This window comes from Paenibacillus cellulositrophicus (genome assembly GCF_009363095.1).
Classification (GTDB): domain Bacteria; phylum Bacillota; class Bacilli; order Paenibacillales; family Paenibacillaceae; genus Paenibacillus_AQ; species Paenibacillus_AQ favisporus.
This window is the reverse complement of record NZ_CP045295.1, coordinates 558,201-575,756: the sequence shown is the minus strand read 5'-3', so window position 1 is coordinate 575,756 and position 17,556 is coordinate 558,201. Positions and strand designations below refer to the sequence as shown.

Below are 17,556 nucleotides of genomic sequence, written 5' to 3'. Positions count from 1 at the left end.
AAGGAGATGACATCGTGACTCAAATATCATTGAATAACCAGGTTCTTACACTGATCAATGTATTTACCGTTGAACCGGCAAATCAGGAACGGCTGATCGAACTGCTGACCGACGCAACGAATGTTTCCGTCCGGTACGCCCCAGGATTTATAACATGTATTCTCCATCGAGGTACGGATGGAACGAAGGTTACGATGTATTCCCAATGGAGAAGCGCAGAGGATTATCAAGCCATGCGAAATGACCCTAGGCCGCTTCCGTATCTGCAGGAAGCTTTGAAAATAGCGAAGTTTGAGCCGGGGATGTACGAAATTGTCACGACATTTGAAGCAGCCGGCGAATAAAAGACGATAAAAAAGATACCGTGCACATCGCGGTATCTTTTTTACGATCCATCAATAACGTCCTTCACTTGGATGCCGTATCCATATACTCAATAAACCTCTTGGCAGCGGGCGATAAATAGCGGTCTTTTCGCCACTTCAGCCCGACTTCCCAATCCCAGCCTTCCTCATGAATAGGGATCCATACCAAACCGTCTAACATAAGCCCTAATGTTTGCGGCAGCACCGACACACCCAGACCCGCTTTAATAAAACCGGCCACGGTAATCAAATCTTCGGCGTCATAAGTGGAGGCCAGTTGAAAATTTGTATGCTGAAAACGGGAGGTGATGGTCGCTTTAAGGCCGCAATTTCTCTTGAGTCCCAAAAAATGCTCACCGGATAATTCAAACAAGCTTAAGCTGGAGCGGCCTGCAAAGGGATGATCTGCGGAAACAACGATAAACAGCGGTAATTTGCGAATCACAATCCACTCATGATTGTCCATCGTCGTTTCCCTCGAAGTGATCATCATGTCCGCCGTACCCTTATCCAAATACTCATCGATATCCCCGTGATCTCCTTGGTACAGTTCAAAACGGACCTGGGGATGATGAACCTGGTAATCCCGAACCATAGAAGGGACCAAATCCACGCCCAAAATATTCAAATAGGAGATGTGAATCACACCCGTTTCGGGATTGGACCACTCCTCAATTTCCTGTATGCCGTTTTGGATGTTGTTCAAGGCCGTCTCAACCCATCTGCCGAACATTTTTCCATAGCGATTTAATTCGACATTCCGGCCGTTTCGCTCGAAAAGGGGAACTCCCAGTTCGGTCTCAAGCTTGGCAATCGCGTGGCTTAAGGCTGGTTGAGTAATATTCAATGCCTTCGAAGCCATCGTCATATGCTGCAGCCGGGCAACGGTTAAAAAGTATTCGAGTTGTGTCAGCTCCATCATGGCACCCACTTATATAAATTTTATTCATAAATTTAATGAAAACTATAAATTAGACGCTGGGGTCCGTCAAGCTTACAATAAGGTTGTTCTCAGGGGACGTTCACTGTACCAAGCGGCGTTCTTGATTTCTAACCAACCCAATCATTTATGCTCAGGAGGAAACAACATGGCTGTAACTTATGCAAATCCAATGACGGAATATCAAGGCAAAAAAGTGCTGGTAACCGGCGGTACAAAAGGGATGGGGGAAGCTATCGCAAAAAGATTTGCATCGGCTGGTGCTGCGGTGATGACAACAGCGCGTTCTGTTCCAGCGGACCTTGCTGATCCGGAACGGTTCGTGGAAGCCGATTTATCCTCAATGGAAGGAACGGCAAAGGTCGTCGAAGCCGTTAAAGAGCGGTTCGGCACGATCGATATCGTCGTCAATAACGTTGGGGGGAGCAGCACACCTCCGGGAGGTTTTCTTGCGGCAAGTGACGAACATTGGCTCGAAGCACTAAACTTGAATCTTTTGGCTGCTGTACGCTTGGATCGGGGACTGCTCCCGTTGATGCTCGAAAAAAGGAAGGGAGTCATCATCCATATCTCATCCATCCAGCGGGTATTGCCCCTGGTTGAATCTACAATTCCTTATGCAGCTGCTAAGGCGGCACTAAGCAACTACAGCAAAAGCCTTTCAAAAGAATTTTCTCCACAAGGCATTCGTGTAAACCGGGTTGCTCCCGGCTTTATTCAAACGACTGCAGCAGACGCGATGATGGAGAATATCGCTCAGGTAACAGGCAGCTTCGAAAGTGCACTCCAATCGGTCATGGATGCATTGGGGGGAATTCCAGTTGGACGACCTGGATTTCCGGAAGAGGTTGGCGAACTTGTCGCTTTTCTGGCGTCAGAACGTGCCGCTTCAATTACGGGCGCTGAATATGTCATTGATGGGGGAACCGTCCCTACCGTCTAATTTGAAGGAATCAACGAATCAATCAGAAATGAAGCTGCTCCTCTGTATAAAATCGGGTATTTTTTATCCATATTAAGACAGCCTGATATATTCCAAACGTATAGAGGAGCAGATAACAGTGAAAAACAAACGGCTTAAGGCTTTACTTATAACCTTGACGCTTATTTTCAGCATGATTCAGATCGCAGCACCTGCACAAGCCATGGTGGATGGGAAGAAGAATCCGGTTTGTATCAGCCCTAAAATGGTGCAGCTGAAAACCGATATGCAGAAAGCTTGGATCGACCATACCATCTGGACGAGAAGTTATATTGTCAGCGCCATTTCGAACCGTCCGGATCAGCAGGACGTATTGGACCGGCTCCTGCGGAACCAGCAGGACATCGGAAATGTGATCAAACCCTATTACGGGGAAGCTGCCGGTAATAAGCTGGCTGAGATTCTAAGAGAACATATTCTCATTGCAGGGAAAATTGTCGCGGCAGCCAAAGCGGGTAACCAGGCGGATGTGCAAAAGTTAGAAGCGAATTGGCATCGTAACGCCGACGATATCGCCAAATTTTTAAGCGCTGCGAATCCGAATTGGTCGTTTAAAGAGCTGCAGGATATGCTGTACACGCACCTTCAGCTGATCACGGAAATCGTCCTTGACTGCCTCAAGGGAGACTGGAAAGCGGATATCGCGGCAACCGACAAAAACGAGATCCATATGATTCATTTGGCGGACATCCTGACAGAAGGCATTGTTAAACAGTTTCCCGAGAAATTTTAAACAACCTAAACAGGCGATGTAAATCAATTTAGCTTTTCATATCCTCCGTTCGGGAGGGTGTAGGAAGCTTTTTTTTTCTGCCGTGGATGTTTTCAGATTTCGTTTGCTTTTGGTATGACTGGATGAAAAGCGGCAGGCCAGGGCTCAAAAGTCCTAGACTGCCGCTTCTTTTTGCAAGGGATTAACCGGGGTAGCCGATCTGATGTTATTGCCCCACAGAAAACTTTTCATGAAATTTCTCATCTAACAGCATAATTTCTGCTCTTTGACTGATGGCATGATCCCCGAGCATGACATCAATGATAAAATCATTGCTCAGCATCTGGCGGTACATCGCAGTAAGATCTTGTTCCGACAGTTCCCCCATGGCCTTCGTTTCGGTCGGTATGACCGGGATTCCGGCCAGCTCGACCAAGCGAAGATTTTGTTTAATATCAGCCGCGATCTTGCGGAGCGTGCGTTCGCTTCTTGCAGTCTCCAGATCGACCACACCCTCGTCCGTACAGAAATGCTTGTTGCCCACGGCAACCGCGGCATGCGAAACATGAAATGCATACATATCATGCTGGATTACATAATGCAAACCCGCCATTTCAAGTATTTCGGCCAGTTCTTTGACCCTTTCGCTCGTCTGTCCATTGATTTCACCAAAAATGGTCCCTTGGTGTTTTTCCGAACCGAATTGGGCGTATAGTACATCCTCTTTCATGTCTCCACCTGCCCCGGGAAATCCGGGGAGCAGCCGGTCACCCACGATATCAAGCCAGGATTCATAACCGATGGTGTTGGTCAAAGTGACAATCGTTTGGCTCTGGTTATTTTTGATCGCAGACAGGGCGGATTCGGCTTGATCAAACCGTACCGGGACCAAGATGAAATCGTAAATATCGTCGTCCTCAAGCTTCCCGATCGTCTTGATCGACATTTGTTTTATCGTGCCGTGATCGTTGTAGCGCAGCCCGTTCTTTTGAAGGGCTTCGAGCCTCTTTCCCCGAGCCAACAGTGTGACATCCAGACCCGATTGGGCAAACCGGAGCGCGTATATGCTGCCAACGATACCTGCGCCAAATATTAAAATTCTCTTTTTTATCGTATTCAACAGTGATCTATCCTTTCCATGAATTAGTCAGAGATTGCTTAAGCAACACCTGTTGGGTAAAATGATAGTATGGCAAGCTTCTGAGTTCAATCGGCAGATGAAGCGGAACGTTGCATAGACGACACATTTTGAAATTTGATGTTTTAACAGGAGGCTGGATATGGTAAATCAGCACGATCCGAGGGTATTGCGCACACGCCAGTTAATCAGGGAAGCGTTTAGGGAGCTGCTCCGAAAGAAAGATTTTGATTCCATAACCATTAACGATATCGCACAAAAAGCAACGATTAACCGCGCCACCTTCTATGCGCATTATGAAGATAAATACGCTTTGCTGGAAGAAATCACAGAGCAAGCTTTTAGCGATCGAATTCCTGATCAAGTGCTGAATGCGCGAGATTTTACGGATGAAATCTGTGACGGGCTGATCATGATGACTTACAACTACATTATGGATTTTTATCGGATATGCAGAATGGATTCCAAACCGATTGCATCGCTCGTCGATGAGAAAATCAAGCAGCTGCTGCAGCAATCCATTGAAAACATTTTACGGAGAGGGAATCTTCACCTCATGGAAGACAGCCATACGAAAATCATCTCGGCGATGACTGCCTCTGCGATTTATGGCGCTGCGCATGCTTGGTTAACGGTGGGAGAAAATGACGGAACCGATTTGCTTGTGGGCTTTGTTCGTCCCTATGTCATGAACGGCCTGGGTCTGCCGAAAGTGCCTTAAGGTTACGCTCTTAGCTATCTGATGTTGTATTTACTATTAATTACTTAAATCATTCGCACTTTTTATTTTGTTGTAAATGCAATAAAAATAATATAATATTAATCAAGAGCGATTGATCAGTTGAAAAGGATGAGGAGCTGCCCAAATGAAAGAAATTCTGCGTGAAATCGGAATGATTGCCAGGGCGTTGGATTCAATTAGCAACATCGAATTTAAGGAATATGACCTGACGAAAGGGCAGTATTTGTATCTTGTCCGGATTTGCGAGAGCCCGGGGATCATTCAAGAAAAATTAGCCGAAATGATTAAGGTAGACCGGACTACTGCAGCCCGTGCCATACAAAAGCTTGAAACGAATGGCTTTATTGAGAAAAAGGCGGACGAGCATAACCGAAAGATCAAAAAACTTTTTCCGACGGAAAAAGGGCAATCGGTATATCCTTTTATCCAAAGAGAACATGATCATTCGAATCGGGTCGCGTTAGCGGGATTTTCGGAAGAAGAAACTGATACCATTTTTCAACTTCTGCAAAGGGTTAGAAAGAATATAGAAGTAGATTGGGAATACGTCAAAAAGGGGAACAAGAGGGGTTATTGATTATAGATAAAGGAGCTTTCGACTAACATGACAGTAAGCATAACAAAGTGCAGCCGTGAAGATTTACCGCAGCTCCAGGAAATCAGCATCGAAACATTTACGGACACATTTAAAGACCAGAATTCACCGGAGAATTTGAAAGCCTATTTGGAAAAGGCATTTAACGACGAACAGTTGGAAAAAGAATTGGCTGATAGCTCTTCGGAGTTTTACTTCGTCTTTTTCCATGATGAACTTGCCGGATTTTTAAAGGTCAATATGATTGATGCCCAGACCGAACCCATGGGCGATGATTCGCTTGAAATTGAACGGATTTATATTCGAAGCCAGTTTCAAAGAAAAGGGCTTGGCCAATATTTAATCAACCAAGCGATGGATATCGCTAAAACTCACAACAAAAAGAGATTGTGGCTCGGAGTTTGGGAAAAGAACGAGAACGCCATTCACTTTTACAAAAAGATAGGTTTTGTTCAAACCGGTGCGCACTCTTTTTATATGGGTGACGAAGAACAAACGGATTTTATTATGGTGAAAACGCTGGCTAACATATAATTTTCCGTCCCACACGTTTGCAAATAGCCTTGGCCTATGCCAAGGCTATTCTAGATCATTATTCATTATTGCAGGGAATGCTCTGTTTCGGGAATACGTTCGGCTTGGACAGGTTGGTTCTCTCCAATCGGCCGTAAGTGACGGAACTGGATCGCGACCAAAACGATGATACCAAGCATAATGACTCCACTAACCGCTGCAATTGCGTGAAACCCGCCCATAAAAGCTTTGCTTGCCCCCTGGACGAGCGTAGTACCGGCTTCCACTGTGAGACTTTTTGCTGTCTCGATCGCCCCGGTCAAACTGTCGCGTGAGAGTTGTGCAGAGGATTCCTGGAGGTTGGCAGGGATCGAGCTCGTCACCTGGCTGCGATATACGACGGTGCCGATGCTGCCCAAAACGGCAATGCCCAGCGCAAACGCAAATTCTCCGCTTGTTTGCAGCATGGCTGCGGCCGATCCTGCCTTTGCCGGCGAGACCGAGCCGATCACCAGATCGCTGGACAGGCTCGGTAATGGAGCAGCACCCAGATTGAACAGCACATACCCGATGACAAGATAGGTGAGTCCTGATTCACTGCCCACCTGAGTGAGGAACAGACATCCTGTCGCGGAGATCAAAAGGCCTCCTCCGATCAGGCGAGCCGGGCGCACCAGGCGTGCGGCCAGCGGTGAGAGTAACATCCCGGCCATGGAGGCGATGGCTCCGGGGAGCATAAATAACCCTGCTTCAAGCGGAGACAGTCCCTTTACGAATTGCAGATACTGCCCGATATAGAGCATCGTTGCTCCCGTAAATGTGATGCCGAACATGCCTCCCAGCGCGGAGCTGAATCCCCGGTTCACGACTAGACGCAGATCCAGCAATGGACTGGTCAACCTTTTCTGCCGCGTAACGAAAAACGCGCCAAAGATTAAGCCAGCGAATACAAACAGTAATGGTACAATTTGCAGGCCGTATTTGGCTATGTGTTTAAGTCCATAGATGACCGGCAAAATGGCAAGCAACGACAACAAAACACTTGTTACATCAAGAGGGCCGGTTTGAGGATGACGATATTCCGGCAGCAGAACGGGTCCGGTAAGGACCAAAATCAACATGATGGGCAAGGAAAGCAGGAATACCGAGCCCCACCAAAAGTGATTTAACAGCATGCCGCCGAAAACCGGACCAAGCGCCATGCCGCCCATGGAGCACATCATCCATATGCCGATGGCGAGAGAGCGCTGCTTGGGATTGCGGAACATGCTGCTGATTAAAGCTAAAGTCGAAGGCGCGACCGTTGCCCCGGCGATCCCCAGCAGCGCACGCGCTGCAATCAGAGTCCAGGCGTTTGGAGCAAAGGCGGCTAATATGGAAGCTGCCGCAAAAGAGATTCCGCCAATCATCAGCAGCTTCCTGCGGCCGATCCGGTCTCCCAGCGAGCCCATCGTGATTAGAAATCCGGAGAGCATAAATCCGTAGATGTCGATGATCCATAATTGCTGAGCGCTATCTGCGCCCAGATCGGAACTGATATGCGGCAGCGCGAGAATCATCACGGAGAGATCAATCGAGACCAGAAGGGCAGGCAGAGCCAGTACGGCAAGTCCGATCCATTCCTTTAGGCCGGCTTTCAGCTCATTGCTGTACGATGTGCTGCTCATTTTGATCCCACTCCTCGCCTTGCATACTTAAAAAACGGTGTGCTGTGTTGAAGTTGCCGTTTCGTCATCATCATCGATCTCCCTTTATAATTTTTTGCCGGCAATTGAATCTTAGGACATGACGCTGCGTAAGGTTCAAGGGGAAATTTTACATCTGAGTACCAGCTATGAGACGGATCCGATGATGACAATACGTTCTGAGGTAACGCTACAAGTATTTTACTTGAATCACAACAACCAGGGGGACCAAAGGATTAGGCCCAGAACTACCTGATTTAGGACTATAATGACTTGAATGAGCATGGATTCAGGTTAAACTACAATAGAACGATCCATTCCTGTCTGGAATTCCATTAAACAGCTGCTCTTTATTGTGGAGGTTGGCAGGTAGGAAAACTGATTTCATTCATACAGACAACATAACATCAATATTATGGAGGTGTCCGTGTATGAAGTGGAGGTTAACGGAAAGGATGGCTGTCATGGCCCAGACTTGGAGGAGCAGCAAACGATTGACCTTATTTATCGCTATTCTTCTCTGCGCATCCATGCTGATGCCTGTTGCAGCCAGTGCAGCATATTACAACACGTACTCCACCGTCGCTACGCTGGGCAATGCCAATGATTGCTACGCCGCACAGGGATTTGCCGTGGGATCAACCTACGTCTATTCTGTAAAAGTCAACAGCGATAACAATAAGGCGGTCATTTATCGTACCAAAATGAGTGACGGTACCACAACGCTCATGACCAACGGGGATAACGGATCTACTTACGCAACCTATCTCGGCCATGCCAATGATGTCGTTCTCAGCTCCAACGACGGCAATTATTATATGTTCGTCGTCACCATGAACGCTGGCAGTATGAGTCTCGTGAAACTGAAATATGTAGGAACGACTTACTACAAAGTAGGTAATTACACTATTAAATACGATGGTGCAGACAAGGCGATGTCGGGTGTGAAAATTACGAGCAAAGACGCGAGCAACATAAACTTTTTATTCAAATCCGGACGAACCTTGTACAGAGGTTCACTGCCGCTAACCGCAACCAGTGGAACGATCCATGTAACGAATAGCTTCTCTCTGAATATTGAAGATGCCAAGGTCAACGGCAGCACGATATCCAATATCACTTCGTATGCTTTCCAAGGCTTCGGTTATTATAACAACACCATCTATGTTCCGATGACATATAAAAACGTCAGCATTGTGCTCGTTTATCGCAATATTTCTACGGCTTCGGGTACCATCCAAGCGGACCCCAATCTATCGTTCCGCGTGACGTCTTCGGCATTTCCTGACCTGTTTGAAATTGAGGGCGTCGGAGTGGCGAACGGAGATAAGTTATGGTTCAGCACCAACCGGAGAACCGCACCTGGCGATACGGCGCATGACGGCGTGCACTATTTTAACGATTTCAGCGCTTCCTGATGGGGAGCTGTCCACCTATAGACCATTCTTCGTAAAAAAATAGAACCGCACGTGGAGCCCAACTCCCGTGCGGTTCTTTCGTTTGGCCTTACAAAGTGCTGAATACGATATTACGCAGCTTGCGCGTAATTGGCATCGTGCCGCCATCCTTTTTCTGGATCATAAACAAGATCGTCAGTCCGTCCCGCGGGCTGTTGCTGAAGTAAGCCCCCAGCCAGCCGTCCCAGCCGTATTCGCCCGGGCTGCCGATAAATCCGGCTTTTCCGGGGTCGGTCATGATGCGCATCTGGTTGCCATAGCTGTGGCCGCGCATGGTGTGCCACGTATCGAAGCCGTTTTGCTGCCACTCGGTTAATGCCGCCGACGTCATATATTGAACCATTCTTGGCTTTAACAGTTGAACACTGTTGAAGCTGCCTTGATTCATCAGCATCGTCGTGAACTTGGCAGCATCGTCAATCGTGGATGCCAAGCCGGCTCCGCCGGACTCGTATGCCGGATCACGGTCCAGCTGATGGGCGATGCCAAGGTGGCTGTGCGAGTACAGCTTTAAGCCGCCTTCGCCATCATCCTGATAGGTTTTTACAAGACGGTCTCTTTTTTCTTCAGGCAGCCAGAATCCGGTATCCTTCATACCCAGCGGCTCGAATATTTCCTTTTTCAAAAATTGTCCGTAACGCATACCGCTCACCGCTTCTACAATCGCGCCAAGCACATCGGCCGACGTTCCGTACTGCCAGTACGAGCCCGGCTCGAACGAAAGCGGGATCTGGCCCAGGCGGTTCGCGAACTCCAGTGTGCTCATCGGGTTATCACCGTTCAACCGGCTGCCCAGCTCCTGGAACAATGCATCCGTTTGCTGTCCGCCTTGGTTGGTTCCGCCATATACTAATCCTGATGTCATATTCAATAAATCGTGAATGTTGACTTCCCGGCCGGCCGGAACCAGTTCGCCGTTTTTCTCAACCTGCTGGTTTTTGAAACCCGGAATGTAACGGCTTACAGGATCGAACAAATCGATAGCCCCACGCTCCAGCAGCATCATGATGGAGGTGGAAGTCACCGGCTTCGTCATCGAATATAACCGGAAAATCGAATCCCTTGTTATCGGGCGCCCCGACTCAAGGTCAGCTAATCCGTCTTCATGGTAAAAAACTTCGTTCCCGTCCTTAAGCACCATGAAGTTCGCCCCGGCGATCTCCTTGTTATCAATACTTGCTTTCAGCGTATTTTTCAATAGGTTGGTGATGTTTGGTTCCAGCATGCCTCTGATGACTCCTTCTCGAATAAGTTCACTGCGACGATTGCGGATTTTAAACAACTTGCTATTGAAAATATTAAGCGCTTTTGGAGTGGTTGTATAGTGCCGAGTTCAAAGCAATCTGCAAAAAAGACCCGATTTTAAGTTCGGAGGAAGCCCCAGGGTATGAAAACAAGGCCAGGCGCTCATGTTATGGATGGAGGTGAGCGTCATGACTGGAAGAAACAACAAGCCGAAAAACGACGGCCCTGCATCTTCGCCAGAACGGCTGGATCAATTCGGAGAGAAGCTGGCTGAAACCGGGGGAAATCAACCGATGAATCCAGGCAAGAAGAGTGGCAAGAACTGCTGAGTGAGGTAGTACCGCAAAAAAAACGGCTTCCATAAACCGGAGCCGTTTTTCTTTCCTGCATGTTGATTCGCTAAATACACGACATCAGAGGTGACATGATTTTCGGAAAAAGCTAAGGTTACTATCCAAAGCGCCTATAAGGCAGGTGCCGTTGCCAGGTCAATTGCCCCGACATAGGAATAAGCAGATGAGTACAGCTTAATCCATGATCGAGGATGGTGGACATATAATGACTGGAAAGCGGAATACAGCCGGTACCCCATTGACCGGAAGAATTGTGGTGCCTGGCAATCCGTCTTATAATACGGCCAGAATGGAATACAATCGGCGCTTTTCCAAGTTCCCATGTATCATCGTATTTTGCCAACGAACGCAGGATGTTATCAACGCAGTGAAATGGGCTCGTGAGCGAGGCGTACGGTTTAGAGTCTGCAGCGGGAGGCACAGCTATGAAGGATTTTCGTCTGTCAATGGCGGGTTAATTATCGATGTGAGCGAAATGAATAGCGTGGAGGTGGATCGCAAAAACATGGTGGCCCGCATACAAACAGGCAATCCGCTTGCCCGCGTATACAGAAAACTGTGGAATAAGCGGGTAGCCCTGCCGGGTGGAACGGCGCCAGATGTGGGCATTGCCGGGCTTACCCTGGGAGGCGGAATCGGGCTGCTCTCGCGAAAGTATGGACTTACCTGCGATAACCTAAAACAGGTGAAGATGGTTGTGGCTTCAGGACGGCGCGGAGCGAAGCCGATCATCGCGAGCGAGAAGAAACATTCCGATCTGCTCTGGGCATCACGAGGGGGCGGGGGAGGGAACTTCGGGATTGCTACCGAATATACGTTTCGGGTAAGGCCCATCCGGAACGTCTCCATCTACAGCATCACCTGGAAATGGCGCGATCTGGAGAAGGTATTTCCGGCTTGGCAGCGCTGGGCTCCTGCTGTTACGAATCGCTTAACTTCCACGATCGAAGTCGCTGCGAAACAGGTGGGGATCATCGTGTCTACCGGACAGCTGCTGGGAAGCGCGGAAGAACTGCGGCGAATAATCCAACCCTTGCTGCAAACAGGAACCCCAGTAAAGGTGATGGTAAGGACAGTACCTTTTATCGAAGCAACCCAATTTTTTGCCCAAGGGGATCTCAACCTGGAGCCGAAGTTTAAAATTACTGGAGCATTCGGGTTTAAGCCGCTGCCTCGCGAAGGCGTGCGAGTGATTCGTGATTTTCTGTCCCATGCGCCTAATCAGCATGCTACTGTGTGGTGTCAAAGCTTAGGCGGGGCAGGAAGTGCGGTAAGCCGGATATCCCCGACTGCGACGGCCTATCCACATCGGAAGGCAGAGACGGTCTATGAGCTGTCGGCAAGATGGAGGAACGACGGCGAGCAGCAGCGGAATATCCAGTGGGTGACAAGGTTCCGCAAAGCGTTACGTCCCTTTGTCAAAGGGGATTATGTAAACTTCCCCGATCTGCAAATCGAAAACTGGCCCAAGGCGTATTATGGAGTGAATGTTAACAGACTGAAGCGGGTCAAGCGGAAATATGACCCCCATAATGCATTCCGTTTTGCCCAAAGTATCCCGGTAGGGAAGAAGTCCCGCGGTCAAACTGAACATACTCGCTAATTTTGAAACTAATAAAGATCGCCCCCCATCGTGCGAGGAGCGATCTTTTGATTTGGTGATCCGGATGAGATGCGCAAGGAGCGGTTCTACCACTCGGCTACGCTTCCGTCCTTGTGGCGCCACAGCGGATTTTGCCATTGATGGCCTATTTTTGCCATTTCGCGCACCTTTTCTTCGTTGATCTCGATCCCTAAGCCTGGACCGTCCGGTATTTTAACGTAACCGTTTTCATAATGAAAAACAGCGGGATCGATCAAATAATCAAGCAGATCATTTCCTTGATTGTAATGGATGCCTAAGCTCTGCTCCTGGATGAAGGCATTGTGGGCGGTCGCATCGACCTGTAAGCAGGCGGCCAGTGCAATCGGACCTAACGGACAATGAGGAGCAGCCGCGATATCGTAGGCTTCGGCCATGCTGATGATTTTCTTGCATTCCGTGATGCCGCCGGCATGGGATAAATCAGGCTGAATGATATCCACGTATCCGTCGGACAGCAGATGCTTAAAATCCCATCTTGAGAACATCCGCTCTCCCGTCGCAATCGGAGTGGAGGTTAACGATGCGATCTCTTTTAATGCTTCATTATTTTCAGGTAACACAGGTTCCTCTAAAAACATAGGTCGAAACACTTCGAGCTCTTTAGCCAGTACTTTTGCCATGGGCTTATGTACGCGGCCGTGAAAATCGATTCCGATTCCAATGTGGTTCCCGACAGCGGTCCGAATCGCCGCTACGTTTTCTAACACTTTTTCAACCTTGTCAAAGGAATCGATGTACTGCAATTCTTCGGTTGCATTCATTTTAACGGCTTGAAAACCTTTTTTCACACACTCCAGCGCCATTTGTGCCGTTTCACTTGGGCGATCCCCGCCGATCCAGGAATACACTTTCATCGAGTCCCGGCAAGCGCCGCCGATCAACTGATAGACAGGTGCATTATAGAACTTTCCTTTAATATCCCAAAGAGCCTGGTCTATGCCGGCAATCGCACTCATCAGGATCGGGCCGCCGCGGTAGAATCCAGCACGATACATCACATTCCAATGATCTTCAATGCGCAAAGGATCCTTACCGATTAAATAAGTCATCATCTCCTCGACCGCCGTTTTTACCGTTGCGGCTTTCCCTTCAATAACAGGCTCTCCCCAACCCGCAATGCCCTCATCCGTTTCGACTTTTAAAAATAACCAGCGTGGTGGTACAAGGAATAATTCGTAACCTGTAATTTTCATTCGTAACCCACCTTATTCATATTTTTATTGAGCCGCATAAAAGATTTGTTTTACGTTATCAGATCATCCCACCTCGCATCATGTTTTCCTGTAAGAGTCGAAATCTGCAAATTACGCTGCGATGAACTTGGCTGTATACCAAGAGTATACTAAAAAGTCAGCAAAAAGCGGTCTTTTTTTAATCAACCATTCGAACAAGAGGGAGTGGTACGCTCGTACTCCTGACTATGGTGCAAAAACTTCTACCTGCTTAAAACCCTCGCTGATATAAGCTGCGCGGTACTCTTTAGGCGGCGTTCCCGTTAACTGCTTGAACAGCTTAGAGAAATAATGAACCGACGAGAAGCCGTATTTCTCAGAGATCTCCGTGATGCTCAAGTTGGAAAACCGCAGATCATCTTTGGCACGGTTAATCCGGAAATGGTTCATATATTGCGTGGGTGATAAGCCGGTGGCCTGATGAAATTTTTCGAAAAAATAGCCGCGGCTCATGTGAAGCTCCCGAAAATACACTTCCAGCGGCTTCACGCTGCCGGTCATCAAATCCTGATCCAGCCGTTCTAAAAGATGAAGCATTCGCGGATCGGGGATATTGTTCTCCTTGAGAGCGAAGGTGAGGAAGTACTCCATGAACTGCTGGAAATTAGATTGAATCTTCAGGCCCCGATAATAGGTTCGCTCGTTTATGTATTCGTTGTTATTAAAAAAAGTCTCAAACCCATCCATCCAGATCCGCAGCTTGTTCACCGTCATCAATTCGGGTATCGGAATAGGAAACGCAGGCCCAATGAGCGACTGCTGCAGTTGAGAAAGGTCGAAACAGATCATGTTGGGCGTCGAGAAGGCTTCTCTGCGATCGATTAACGTCCAATCAAAATAGCAGCAATAATGAACCATTGGCTCCTCCCAATCTGCATACCAGTCGTGAAGCAAGCCCGGCGGCATATATACAAGAGAACCGGGAACGACCGGGTGGTCTTCTCCCCGAAACCGAATGATGCCCTTACCCTCGCTGATCAGATAGAGCGATGAAGCGTAGCAAGTACGCGACAGGCTGTTCTGGCCTCTGGAAAATGGATATAGGCAGGCATGGTAGACGTAAGGATGAAGATTGGCAAAATCCATTACAGACCATCTCCTTTTCTCCGAAAATAGGCATGACGATTGTATAAAAGATATACGTTTCTGTAAATACGCAGCCCACAGAACTTGATACAATTTTTAAGAGATTTATCATTTAACCCTGAAGATGAAGGATGACAAATATATAAAGTCTTAGGAGCGTGACAGGAATGGCGAAAATCAAAGAAATATTGTGTTTGCATCATAGTCACCTGGATATCGGCTACACGCATCCCCAGCCGTTACTGCTGGAGCTTCAGAAAGACTATATTGATGAAGCAATCCGGCTGTGTCTTCAATCGGAGCATGAGCCCGAGGATTCAAAATTCCGCTGGACCTGCGAGGCCACCTTCCCGGTGATGCAATGGCTGGAGACAGCCACTTCTGAGCAAATTTCCGATTTCCGCAGATTGCTGCACAATGGACAGATCAGTATAGCTGCACTTCCGATGCATACGACGCCGCTTGTACATACGGATCAGCTTGTACGAATGCTCCAGCCGGTTCGCGAGCTGCGGGAGCGATTTGGCGTTTCCATCAAAACGGCGATAAATCATGATGTCAACGGGCAGCCATGGCCGCTGAGCCAGGTTTTGCTCGATGCAGGAATCGAGTTTTATATCACAGGGATTAATGTGCATTTCGGGGGCATACCGCTGCCACGTCCTGCCGTGTTTAACTGGACAACGCCCGACAATCGGCAGCTGCTGACGTTCCTGGGTGAGCATTATTCTCTGTTTAGCCAGTTTTTCCATACGAGTCAGGATGATACCCAGCTGATGGCGCAAGGGATTAGGGACTATATCGACCGTTTGGAAGGAGGGGGCTATCCCTACGATTTCGTGTACTTAACGGCAACCAATCCGCCGCTGTATGACAATAACTGTCCGGACCCGAACCTGCTGTCGCTGATCCGCCGATACAATGAGGAAGGACATGACCAGAAGGTGATTTTTGCGACCCCGGAGATGCTTCTGGAGCGGGTTCGCCGGATGCCGAAAGAACAAATCCAGACTCATGCGGGCGATTGGACGGACTACTGGAATTTCGGCGCGGGAAGCTCCGCGAAGGAAACCAAGATCGTTCGCCAAACGAAGCAACACCTGAAGAAGGCTGATTTTCTTGAAGCGATCCAAGGAGCGCCAAACCTGCAGTACACGAAAGCGAAAACCGAGGCATGGGAGCAGGCGCTGCTGTATGATGAGCATACCTGGGGTTCATGGGGCTCGGTCAACCTCCCTGACCATCCGCTTTCGGTTTCGATGCAGCTGCACAAGAGGGTGACGGCGTACAAATCGGCAGACCTGTCTGCTTACGTGTATGCCAAACAAATGGAAGCGATTGCAGGGAACCCGCTACAATCCCATGAGCCTGGCGGCGTCATGCTGGTCAACACCTCAAGTGAAACGCAGCATGCGGAGGTCAAGGTGCCTGAATACTACCTCGGCAGCGGTCGTCATTTAGCCGCTTCGCGTGTCATGGACTTCTTGCCGTACACACAGGAGGTACAGAGCTATAAATCGTATGGAACGGTAGAGCTGGCGCCATTTTCGTGGAAAAAGATCCCGTTTGCCCAGCTAGAAGCCCGGCTGGCCGCCTCGTCCAACCGTATTTCGGTCACGGAAGGGATGATCGAAACGCCATTTTACCGGATGACATTCAACCCTGTCAGCGCAAGAATTGTGCAGTTATTCGATAAGATACATCAGTGGCCTATGCTCGACGAAAAGAGCCCATGTACGTTATTTGAGTTTGTTCAGGAGTCGATCGACGGGCGCCACAATCCTGAGCATCGAAGCACCTTGTTCCCGCGGGATGTCGACAAAGGGAATCGCAGCATATCCGTCTGGAATCATGAATGGAAAGCAAAGCGTGTTGGTGCCAACTGGCTGCAAGCTTATTCGGTCGAACAAACCAGTGACTCGGTGACGTATGTCTTGCAGCTTGAAGCGCCGGGGGTTTCCCGGCTGGAACAGCGGATTACCTTTTCTGCCATCCATCCCCGGATCTGTCTTTCCGCGTCCATGAATAAATCGGATATAAGGACGCCCGAGTCGATCTATTTCGCCTTTCCGCTGCAGATGGATCAAGGCTGGCGCGCCCATTATGATACAGCCGGCTTGTTAGTCGAGCTTGACAGAGAGCAGCTTGGCACCGCTTGCCGGGACTGGGTGACCGTTGACCAGACGGTATCCATCTATGATCAGCAGAAGGGGATCACCTTAGCTTGTCCCGATGCGCCGCTCGTTCAAATCGGCGATTTTCATTTCGGCAAGGAGAGTAAGCAGATCGGCCGCCAGGAAAATCCGCTACTGCTTGCATGGGCCATGAACAATTATTGGGATACCAACTTCTGGGCCAGTCAACCTGGAGAGATCGTTTTGCATTATGAGCTAAGTCCGTTCGGGCAATTTGATCCCGTTGAGGCATATCGTGCGGGCATAGCTGCAGCGGATCCTATAGCCATGAATGCGGCGGTGATGTGTGATAGGGAGGAAGAAGGGCAGTGGTTTAGCCAGTCAAGCGGTACAGTCGTCCTGCTATACGTGAAACCGGCTGTGGATGGAAATGGGTTTATTCTGACCCTGCGAAATGCCGGAACGGAGCCGTCTGAGTACATCTTTAACCTAATGGATAGAGAAGTGGAGGCTGCCTGCTTGGTCAATCCTCTGGATGAAGTGGTTCGCCAGATCCCTAGCAACGGTAAAGACGTACAATTGATCATGCAGCCAGGGGAATTAGCCCAATTGAAAGTTATCCTTAAGTAGGTCTATACAATGCTTTATCTAAAAAAAAGAAAACGTAAAACCAAAAAGCCTTAACCCTTGTGACAGGGTTAAGGCTTTGCTTAAGAGATCAGAAAGTATAA

16 protein-coding genes are annotated in these 17,556 nt (G+C 48.6%); 10 read left to right on the top strand and 6 right to left on the bottom strand.

All coding sequences use genetic code 11. The features are described 5' to 3' along the window. Positions 1-14 precede the first annotated feature (14 nt). Positions 15-344, top strand: coding sequence for an antibiotic biosynthesis monooxygenase family protein (locus GCU45_RS02515; protein WP_152397944.1), 330 nt, complete (start codon positions 15-17; stop codon positions 342-344). A gap of 64 nt (positions 345-408) precedes the next feature. On the opposite strand, the gene GCU45_RS02510 is transcribed toward GCU45_RS02515, so the two are convergent. After that, positions 409-1,287, bottom strand: a complete 879-nt coding sequence (locus tag GCU45_RS02510; protein ID WP_244364403.1) for a LysR family transcriptional regulator — start codon at positions 1,285-1,287, stop codon at positions 409-411. A 166-nt stretch (positions 1,288-1,453) separates the two neighbouring features. On the opposite strand from GCU45_RS02510, the gene GCU45_RS02505 reads away from it, so the two are divergent. Both GCU45_RS02505 and GCU45_RS02500 read left to right on the top strand, forming a co-directional pair. Continuing rightward, positions 1,454-2,248: an SDR family oxidoreductase gene (locus GCU45_RS02505; RefSeq protein WP_152397943.1), complete on the top strand. Its 795-nt coding sequence runs from the start codon at positions 1,454-1,456 to the stop codon at positions 2,246-2,248. A 118-nt stretch (positions 2,249-2,366) separates the two neighbouring features. Further along, on the top strand, positions 2,367-3,020 hold the full coding sequence (locus GCU45_RS02500) for a glycosyltransferase (RefSeq protein ID WP_208837097.1): 654 nt from the start codon (positions 2,367-2,369) through the stop codon (positions 3,018-3,020). Between the two features lie 205 nt (positions 3,021-3,225). Here the strand turns inward: GCU45_RS02500 and GCU45_RS02495 are convergent, their stop codons facing one another. Further along, positions 3,226-4,119, bottom strand: a complete 894-nt coding sequence (locus tag GCU45_RS02495; RefSeq protein ID WP_152397941.1) for a ketopantoate reductase family protein — start codon at positions 4,117-4,119, stop codon at positions 3,226-3,228. A 160-nt stretch (positions 4,120-4,279) separates the two neighbouring features. Here GCU45_RS02495 and GCU45_RS02490 point away from each other — a divergent pair, with 160 nt between their 5' ends. The 3 genes from GCU45_RS02490 (at position 4,280) to GCU45_RS02480 (ending at position 6,008) form a co-directional block, all read left to right on the top strand. Continuing rightward, on the top strand, positions 4,280-4,858 hold the full coding sequence (locus GCU45_RS02490; RefSeq protein WP_152397940.1) for a TetR/AcrR family transcriptional regulator: 579 nt from the start codon (positions 4,280-4,282) through the stop codon (positions 4,856-4,858). A 145-nt stretch (positions 4,859-5,003) separates the two neighbouring features. Continuing rightward, positions 5,004-5,456: a MarR family winged helix-turn-helix transcriptional regulator gene (locus GCU45_RS02485; RefSeq protein ID WP_089547684.1), complete on the top strand. Its 453-nt coding sequence runs from the start codon at positions 5,004-5,006 to the stop codon at positions 5,454-5,456. 27 nt (positions 5,457-5,483) lie between these two features. Further along, positions 5,484-6,008, top strand: a complete 525-nt coding sequence (locus tag GCU45_RS02480) for a spermidine/spermine N(1)-acetyltransferase (protein ID WP_152397939.1) — start codon at positions 5,484-5,486, stop codon at positions 6,006-6,008. 65 nt (positions 6,009-6,073) lie between these two features. Here the strand turns inward: GCU45_RS02480 and GCU45_RS02475 are convergent, their stop codons facing one another. Then, the gene (locus GCU45_RS02475) at positions 6,074-7,654 is read right to left on the bottom strand and encodes an MFS transporter (RefSeq protein WP_152397938.1); all 1,581 of its coding nucleotides are present in this window, start codon (positions 7,652-7,654) and stop codon (positions 6,074-6,076) included. A gap of 449 nt (positions 7,655-8,103) precedes the next feature. Between GCU45_RS02475 and GCU45_RS02470 the strand changes: the two genes are divergently transcribed. Further along, complete coding sequence (locus tag GCU45_RS02470) at positions 8,104-9,090, top strand: hypothetical protein (RefSeq protein ID WP_244364401.1); 987 nt, start codon at positions 8,104-8,106, stop codon at positions 9,088-9,090. A gap of 88 nt (positions 9,091-9,178) precedes the next feature. Here the strand turns inward: GCU45_RS02470 and GCU45_RS02465 are convergent, their stop codons facing one another. After that, on the bottom strand, positions 9,179-10,354 hold the full coding sequence (locus tag GCU45_RS02465; protein WP_152397937.1) for a serine hydrolase domain-containing protein: 1,176 nt from the start codon (positions 10,352-10,354) through the stop codon (positions 9,179-9,181). Between the two features lie 208 nt (positions 10,355-10,562). Between GCU45_RS02465 and GCU45_RS33685 the strand changes: the two genes are divergently transcribed. Together GCU45_RS33685 and GCU45_RS02460 are read left to right on the top strand one after the other, a co-directional pair. Then, a complete protein-coding gene (locus GCU45_RS33685) occupies positions 10,563-10,703 on the top strand; it encodes a hypothetical protein (RefSeq protein WP_163875666.1) in 141 nt (46 codons plus the stop codon). A gap of 229 nt (positions 10,704-10,932) precedes the next feature. Further along, positions 10,933-12,330, top strand: coding sequence for an FAD-binding oxidoreductase (locus GCU45_RS02460; protein ID WP_152397936.1), 1,398 nt, complete (start codon positions 10,933-10,935; stop codon positions 12,328-12,330). 86 nt (positions 12,331-12,416) lie between these two features. Here GCU45_RS02460 and dgoD read toward each other — a convergent pair whose 3' ends face one another. After that, entirely contained in the window at positions 12,417-13,565 is a 1,149-nt protein-coding gene (gene dgoD, locus GCU45_RS02455) for a galactonate dehydratase (protein ID WP_152397935.1), read from the bottom strand. A gap of 225 nt (positions 13,566-13,790) precedes the next feature. Next, entirely contained in the window at positions 13,791-14,690 is a 900-nt protein-coding gene (locus tag GCU45_RS02450; protein WP_152397934.1) for a helix-turn-helix transcriptional regulator, read from the bottom strand. Positions 14,691-14,857: 167 nt separating this feature from the next. Between GCU45_RS02450 and GCU45_RS02445 the strand changes: the two genes are divergently transcribed. After that, positions 14,858-17,455, top strand: coding sequence for a glycoside hydrolase family 38 N-terminal domain-containing protein (locus GCU45_RS02445; RefSeq protein WP_152397933.1), 2,598 nt, complete (start codon positions 14,858-14,860; stop codon positions 17,453-17,455). Positions 17,456-17,556: the final 101 nt, after the last annotated feature.